The organism is Okeania sp. SIO3I5, assembly GCF_010672085.1.
Taxonomy (GTDB): domain Bacteria; phylum Cyanobacteriota; class Cyanobacteriia; order Cyanobacteriales; family Microcoleaceae; genus Trichodesmium.
In genome coordinates, this window is sequence record NZ_JAAHHT010000161.1 from 10,737 (window position 1) to 12,542 (window position 1,806).

Consider the following 1,806-nt stretch of genomic DNA (forward strand, 5'->3'; position numbering starts at 1 on the left):
TGAGGCTAAATTTAAACTAGCAATTACAGAACTATTTAGCAACTTTGTAGAATCCTGTTTAGCCTTTTAATGAATCGTCAAAACAGAAAAATTGAAAGGGAAAATTTAGTCTGAGTTAATTCTATCCTTTTCCATGTAGGGAGAGGGGTTTTCCCAAAAAAATTTATCTGTATCTTTAACCAAATAATCAAACAAAATATCGGCACCTAATAAATTTCCAGCATTATTCCAATGGGGTTCCCTCAGTAAGTATAAAGGACGGTTATTTTGTTCGATTTTAAATCTCTCCAACATATCTAGATAAGGAATGTTATTAGCTGCTAAAAATTTGCTCAAAATTTCTTGTTGACAAGTCAAATTATAAGACTCTGGTTTTAAATCGTCGTACTCGGTAAAAATTTCATTTAATAACTCATTATTAACTTGATATTCGTCAGGATAAATAGCCACTACAAATTCAATATTCCGAGATTTTAGTAATTTTTGCATCTTTAAAATACTCTGAAAAATATAGTTGATATTCTCATCCCGCTTACCGTCAAGTAAATCCTTAATTTTGCAAAACTTCAGCCGACTTTTTTCCACCCGTAGAAAAGCTTTTTTAGATAAAATTCCCGGAGATTTTTCCCTTTCAAGAATTGGAGCTGAGGCTAAATTTAAACTAGCAATAAGAGAACTATTTGGCAACTTAGCAGAATCCTGTTTAGCCTTTTGTAATTCTTGGTAAACTTTATATTTTTGCTGTAAAAACATGAAGAATCTAGACTTACCAATAATTGGATAACCAAAAATAATTAACTCGTCTTTCTTATCTATATCTAGATATATGCCATTGACAATAATTCGTTTCCTTTCTGGATCGGCATCCCGAAAATCATTACCTGCAAAAAAACCCAATACTACTAAGTCTGGATTATATTGTAATCCGTACTTTTTTAACATAGCTAATTGTTCGCCAGTATGAGTTCCTGGATAGCCAACATTAATTACTTCAACCTGACTTTTACCATAATAATTATCAAATTTTTTCTCCAACAAACCCGTATAATTTCCCTCTTTTCCACCCGCCCAATTAAAAGAGTCACTCACAACCAAAAGACGAAATTTATTAGGATCTTTTTCTAGGGGATAATCTCTGTCATTAAAACCAAATTGATTATTACCATTAATATAAGGTCTCACCCGAAAACCTAAATCTGGGTCATATTGATACAGACCTTTAAATAGGTATGGTTCAAAAACAATCATTAAAATTTCTACCAAAAATAGAGGTATAATTATCCAGGTAAATGTTAATAATAATAAAATTTTGATTTTTTTCGGTTTAATAAATTGGAAATAATTCTCCATAGAATGACAACTAAGTTATGAATTTGGGATAATATATAGCAATCATAAATGATTTGTCAAAAAACTGTAGGGGTTTGGTCTCCAAACCCTAACTTGGGTTTTTTGAAAAAAACTGTAGGGGTTTGGTCTCCAAACCCTAACTTGGGTTTGCTGAAAAAGTCTTTTTAAAGAGTAGGGTATAGGTAGGGACTTTGCATAACAAAAATGCGAACGTCCGTACGGCAGTAAGGGAGTAATTTTTTTGCCCAAGTCTCTGCCCAAAATGCTAACTTTTTTGAGCGTTTTATACTGAAAACCTGGTACTTTTTTAAACCCTAAAAAAACTCAAGCGTTGATTTTTAAAGGTTGGAGATTTAATCAGCAAATTCCAATAGAGAAATGGGGTTTGGAAAAATGGGGTTTGTTCTCCAAACCCCTACGCTCAAATATTACAACCTATTTAAACTTGCTATAAAA

1 protein-coding gene is annotated in these 1,806 nt (G+C 32.0%); it reads right to left on the reverse strand.

Going from position 1 to position 1,806, the window contains the following annotated elements:
- Positions 1-105: 105 nt before the first annotated feature.
- Positions 106-1,350 (reverse strand): alginate O-acetyltransferase AlgX-related protein, encoded by a 1,245-nt coding sequence (locus F6K40_RS27465; RefSeq protein WP_293140281.1) that lies wholly within the window; start codon positions 1,348-1,350, stop codon positions 106-108.
- Positions 1,351-1,806 lie beyond the last annotated feature (456 nt).

What these genes read in the sequence shown, in the direction of transcription:
- F6K40_RS27465 (WP_293140281.1), bottom strand. Translation starts at nt 1,350, where the DNA reads ATGGAGAATTATTTCCAATTTATTAAACCGAAAAAAATCAAAATTTTA.